The 2,681-nt window shown below is 39.9% G+C and carries 1 protein-coding gene and 1 pseudogene; both read left to right on the top strand.

Features of this window, described 5'->3' with window-relative positions:
• On the top strand, window positions 1–2,000 hold a 2,000-nt coding region (locus ACYQ21_RS15190; RefSeq protein ID WP_460059494.1), incomplete at its 5' end, for a pilin N-terminal domain-containing protein.
• 44 nt (window positions 2,001–2,044) lie between these two features.
• Window positions 2,045–2,665, top strand: a pseudogene (locus ACYQ21_RS15185) (class C sortase).
• Window positions 2,666–2,681: the final 16 nt, after the last annotated feature.

The raw sequence follows: 2,681 nt of genomic DNA, 5'->3' as shown, positions 1-2,681 counted from the left end.
TTAAAAAGAGTCTAACCACGCTCGCTATTGCAAGTTCCTTTATGGGAGCTTTTTTTATTACTCCAAAAGTTCTAGGGACTTTTGAACCGACAGTGGTTCATGCTGCGGATAGCACACAAACAGCCGTGCCAGACTCGGTAAACGTTATCGTGCATAAACTCATGTACGACAAAAATACGGCGCTTGACGTCGATAAAAATGGCATCGTCAATGATGGCCACGAAAAAACAACTTATCCAGGTGGTGTAACTGCTTACGACAAATCAAAATATGGTCGTGTAGGGTTTACGGTCTATGACATCTCTAATGCTTTTGCGGACAATGATTACAAGGATAGTAAAATATCAGGCATTGTCTCGGATATCGAAGCTAAAGGCACCAACTCAGACTATATCAAGAAGGCTACTAGCGATAGTGGTGAAAAAATCGTCGATGCTGCAGGTAACATCACTTTTGGCAATATGCCTGCTCGTGACAATGGTGATTATAAAGTTTATGCGGTTGTTGAGACTAAAACGCCAAAGGGCATGATTACGCAGAAAGCTAAACCTGCTGTCATTGTAACGCCTATGACGACCAACAACGGCGCTGACTATCTCAAGGATATTAACATTTATCCCAAAAACATCACGCAAAAACTGATTTTTACTTTTACAAAAGTCGGTGACGATGGCAATAAAAATGGCGCCATTAATCCACTCGTTGGGGCTAAATTCCAATTATATAAAGGTATTCCTGGTACATCAAATGCTGTAAAAGTTGGTAGTGTATTGACGACTAATGCTGCTGGTCAAGTCGTTGCAGTGGATTTGTTGCTCGGAGATTTTTTCTGGGTTGAGTTACCTAGCCCAAATGTCGATGATCCTGCAGATAAAACAGGCCACTCAAGTAAATATTTACTCGGTGCTGATGCTAAAAACAACGCAGACAATAAACTTAGATTTAGCATTGGCGAAGATGGCGTTGATCCTAGCGGTTTAAAATGTCGCTATGTCAACTTCAAACAGCCTGACATCAAAAAAGATTTGATCAACGGCACTGACTCAAACAAAGATGGCAAAAAATCTTTTGAAACAGGCGATGCGACACATCACCAAGCTGTCGTACACATTCCTAATGATATCGCAGGCAATCCTGATGGCATCAATATCAATGGTACAAAATACCAGACAAAACCTTACTCGACTTTCATCGTTCGTGACAGACCTCAAAAAGGCCTGCTCCACGTCGAAAGTAAGGGCAACATTGTCATGAAAGATAATGCAGGTAAAACTCTTAAATTAGGGGTTGATTACACGGTCGCTACTGCTAAAGACAAATCAGGCGCTATCATTGGTTGGGATATTAACTATCTAGTTGGTGGTAAAGTCTCTAGTGCAGTTGCTGCTTTATCTGGTACAGATGTCACAATTGATTACGATTTAATCCTAACTCAAGATGCGATTGTATCAAGTGATATTATCAATGACATTTACCTTGATTACGGCACAGATACTGATGTGAAAACCCTCCATGACGATGACGTGCTTTATACTTATGGCGCAAAATTTGTCAAGGAATCATCAGGTCTTTTCGGAACTGGTGTTGGCAATAAAAAAGTGGCAGGCGCTGAATTTATTTTACAAAACAAAGACGGCAAGTATTTCACTGGCAAGAAAGACAATGACAAGGATACTGTGACTGAAAACGTTTGGTCGGCTAAATTATCTGAAGCCTTGATTTACAAAACAAATTCAGCAGGTGAATTCGAAGTCCTTGGCCTTGTTGAAGGCGATTATCAAATCGTTGAAACCAAAGCACCAGACAACTATCAAAAACTACAAGAGCCAATCAAGTTTACAGTTGAACCTGATTCCTACAAAACAATCTTACACGTCAAAAATGATGAAAAGCCAACGGCACCATTAACTGGTAGCACTAAAACCTTGCTTTTCGTTATCGTGTTTACTGTTGTAGCAGCAGGTGCAGGCGTCATTGTCTATAAAAAACGCATGGCTTAATTTGGTGTAAAAGTGGAAAATTCTACTTTTACACATGAAAAAACATGAAGGAGGCTGTTATCAAAAAACGTTTTTCTTTATTAAATCTTGCGCTAGGTTTATTAGTATTGATTGCTTTAGGGATTTTTATCCTTCCTAAAGTAGAAGATAAGGTCTTAGGTGCTGAACAAGATACCGTTGTAAGGCAACTAAATCATCAATTTAAGAAAGGTGCTGATACGGTCAATGTGACCGATGAAAGCTTAGGGAAAGCCGTTGCCATTCTTGAAATACCAAAGATTAAGCTAGTTGTTCCAGTCTATTACGGTACTGACGATGCGATTTTAAGCAAAGCGGTGGGCGTAGTTGAAGACACAAGTGATGTCGATGGCGGTACAGGAAAGAATTCTGTCTTGTCTGCCCACCGAGGTTTATCCCAGAAAAAGTTATTTACCAATTTACCACAACTTGAGATGAAAGATCGTTTCACTTTGGCGAGTGAAACTGGTAAGCGAGTTTATCAGGTCGATAAGATTTCATAAATAAAAGCTGAAGAACTGCAAGATACGCCCGAAAAATATCTGGCAAAATCACCTGATAAGGACTACATCACTTTGATGACGTGTACGCCACTTTATATCAATACGCATCGACTACTAGTTCGGGCGCATAGAGTTTACAACTAAAAAACATATGGAGGAA

Source organism: Pseudolactococcus yaeyamensis (assembly GCF_054658615.1).
This window is presented reverse-complemented; position numbering and strand designations above follow the sequence as displayed.